Raw genomic sequence first — 2,687 nt, 5'->3', positions numbered from 1 at the left:
CGATACTCTGGCTCCGATCTGACTCGCAATTGCGCCGAAGCCGTGCGGCACGAACCGGCGTTACGGCTCACTGCCCAACGTGGGGCCGTACATGCTGGTCGTATTCGCGCCAGGCGCCGGTGCCGGCGGACGTGGCGGACCGCATCTGAGCCCACCGGCGGCGAGCGACGTGGGCCGGCGATTCGTCCATCGCCCCGACATAGCGCCGGCACCCGCTGGCGACCGCGACCGCACCCACAGTCGCGCCCGCGAGCCACATCAAGAACCCACCGGTCAGGAGCACGGCGCTTCCCCGCAGCAGGCGCCGATCGAGGTACGCCGCGGTAACGTCACGTTTGCCGTCGATGCTGGTGTCGACCGCCATGTCCGCCTCCAGTGGTGTGTCGCGACATCGGCCCCATCGTCACCTGCGCGGGCGCCCACGTCGTCATCCGGACCGGATGAGGAACGGATCCCCGTTCACCCGCTGGGGTAACGGAAAGACACCGACGACGGTCCGGACAAGCCGGTGCGCATCTGGGATCAGATCGGATCGACCTAGCCTGGACGAGTTGACAACCGCGATGAGGTCAAGGCGTTCCTCAGCTCCCCCGCGCAAAGGTCACCCCCGAACAGGCCGGCCTGACGAGTTACAACCGCAACGGGCGGGTGCCCGGTCTGCGCCGTAGCGAGGTCGCCGACCTGGCCGGCGTCAGCGTCGAGTACTACGCCCAACTCGAACGCGGCAACCTCGCCGGCGCCTCCGACAGCGTCCTCGACGCTGTGGCCCGCGCCCTGCACCTCGACGAAGCCGAGCAGCAGCATCTGGCCGCCCTGGCCCGAGCCGCCGGCCCCGGCACCCGTACCCGCCGCGAACCGCCCGTCCGACAGATTCGCCCGAGCATCGCCCGAGTCCTCGACCTGATGACCGAGATACCGGCATTCGTCGGCAACGGCCGCGGCGACGTCCTCACCGCCAACGCTCTCGCGCAGGCGCTGTACGCGCGATGTTCGGCGACGCCACCCGGCCCGCCAACCACGCCCGGTTCGTATTCCTCAACCCTGCGCCGGGCTTCCGGCGCGACTGGGAGCGCATCGCCGGCGTCACCGTCGCCATGCCGCGCACCGAAGCCGGCCGCGACCCCTACGATCACATCGACCTGTACTACCAGCACCGCGTGGATCGCAACACCCCGATCGAGGAGACCGCCGCCGCCGTCGCCGACCTCATTGCGCAAGGCAAGGTGCTGCACTTCGGCCTTTCCGAGGCGTCGCTGGGGACCATCCGCCGCGCCTACGCCGTCCAGCCGGTCACCGCCCTGCAGACCGAGTACTCGCTGTGGACCCGTGACGTGGAAGCCGGATCCTGCTGCTGCTGCGCGAACTCGGCATCGGCTTCGTTCCGTACTCACCGCTCGGGCACGGCCTGCTGACCGGACAGATCCGCACCGTCGACGACTTCGCCGACGACGACTGGCGTAAGACCAACCCGCGGTTCACCGGCGAGAACTTCCAGCGCAATCTCGCCATCGTCGACGAGGTCACCGCCATCGGCGCCGAGATCGGCGCCACCCCGGCGCAGACCGCCCTCGCCTGGATCCTGACCCGTGGCGACGACATCGCTCCCATCCCGGCACCCGCCGCGTGACCCGGGTCGAGGAGAACACCGCCGCGGACGCCGTCGAACTCACCCCCGCGCAACTCGACCGCCTCGACGCGCTGCGACCGGCGGCCGGAGCACGCCACGACGACGCCAACATGGCCGCGATCGACGAGTAGACAGCACTACCTCGGTACGCCGTCGCAGCCCGTCACCGTAGCTTCCGGAAGAACGTCCGGACGTCGTCGACCAGGAGCTCGGGCGCTTCCATGGCGAGGAAGCGCCCGCCCTTGTCGAGTTCGGTCCAGTGCACGATGTGGTGGTCACGCTCGGCCCACGGCTGGATCGTGAGGTCCTGACCGGACACCAGGACGCCGGTGGGCACGGTCCCCTGTGTTGCTCACTGTCTCCCCGGTCGTCGCCGCCCGGTGAGCCCGCGGAGATCTCCTCGTAGTAGATCTGGGCGGCGGAGGCGGCCGTGCCGGTCAGCCAGTAGATCGACACGTCGGTGAGGATGCGGTCGAGGTCGATGCTGTCCTCCGGCAGCCCCTCCTCCGGATCGGTGTGCTCGGGAACTTCTCCACGATCCAGGCGAGCTGGCCGACCGGCGAGTCGGTCAGGGCGTACCCGACGGTTTGTGGGCGTTTGCTGTTGCACTGCAGGTAGCCGTCGTTGGAGTTCTGCATTCGCTGCCAGCGTCGCTGGTCGGCCTCGCTGAGGCCGTCCATCTCCCCGTCGGCTCCCGAGCCGGGCCGTCAGCGCCGCGAGGATCCGGGCGATCCGAGCCGCGTTCATCCCCGGCCCGGCCAGTGGGGTGGAGAACCCGAATCCCGGCAGCGACGGGATCACCAGATGGAAGGCGTCGGCGGTGTCACCGCCGTGGCTACGGGGATCGGACAGGGGCCCGATGATGTCGAGGAAGTCGACCACTCCACCGGGCCAGCCGTGCAACAGAACCAGCGGCGTGGCCTTCGGCTCGGGCGAGGGCACGTGCAGGAGGTGCAGGTTCTGCCCGTCGATGGTGGTCAGGTGCTGCGGGTACCGGTTGACGGCCGCTTCCAGGGGGCGCCAGTCGTATCCGGTGCGCCAGTAGTCAACGACCTCCGGC

Annotated in this window: 3 protein-coding genes and 3 pseudogenes; 3 read left to right on the top strand and 3 right to left on the bottom strand. The window is 69.5% G+C overall.

Going from position 1 to position 2,687, the window contains the following annotated elements:
- Positions 1-67: 67 nt before the first annotated feature.
- On the bottom strand, positions 68-364 hold the full coding sequence (locus AB0M20_RS36800) for a hypothetical protein (protein ID WP_364305326.1): 297 nt from the start codon (positions 362-364) through the stop codon (positions 68-70).
- A 284-nt stretch (positions 365-648) separates the two neighbouring features.
- On the opposite strand from AB0M20_RS36800, the pseudogene AB0M20_RS36795 reads away from it, so the two are divergent.
- From AB0M20_RS36795 to AB0M20_RS36785, 3 genes and pseudogenes are all read left to right on the top strand, one after another.
- Positions 649-954 (top strand): annotated as a pseudogene (locus AB0M20_RS36795) (helix-turn-helix transcriptional regulator); the annotation flags it as partial.
- Between the two features lie 32 nt (positions 955-986).
- A pseudogene (locus AB0M20_RS36790) lies at positions 987-1,627 on the top strand (aldo/keto reductase).
- Positions 1,624-1,758, top strand: coding sequence for a hypothetical protein (locus AB0M20_RS36785; RefSeq protein WP_364305329.1), 135 nt, complete (start codon positions 1,624-1,626; stop codon positions 1,756-1,758). The pseudogene AB0M20_RS36790 and the gene AB0M20_RS36785 overlap by 4 nt, the downstream one beginning before the upstream one ends.
- A 32-nt stretch (positions 1,759-1,790) precedes the next feature.
- Here the strand turns inward: AB0M20_RS36785 and AB0M20_RS36780 are convergent, their stop codons facing one another.
- Together AB0M20_RS36780 and AB0M20_RS36775 are read right to left on the bottom strand one after the other, a co-directional pair.
- Positions 1,791-1,964, bottom strand: a complete 174-nt coding sequence (locus AB0M20_RS36780) for a hypothetical protein (RefSeq protein ID WP_364305328.1) — start codon at positions 1,962-1,964, stop codon at positions 1,791-1,793.
- A gap of 413 nt (positions 1,965-2,377) precedes the next feature.
- Positions 2,378-2,641, bottom strand: a pseudogene (locus AB0M20_RS36775) (epoxide hydrolase); the annotation flags it as partial.
- Between the last annotated feature and the right edge of the window lie 46 nt (positions 2,642-2,687).

Origin of the sequence: Actinoplanes sp. NPDC051633, assembly GCF_040681735.1 — a bacterium.
In the GTDB taxonomy this organism is placed as follows: Bacteria; Actinomycetota; Actinomycetes; order Mycobacteriales; family Micromonosporaceae; genus Actinoplanes.
The sequence above is the reverse complement of the archived record's forward strand: the minus strand, read 5'-3'. Positions and strand labels throughout refer to the sequence as shown.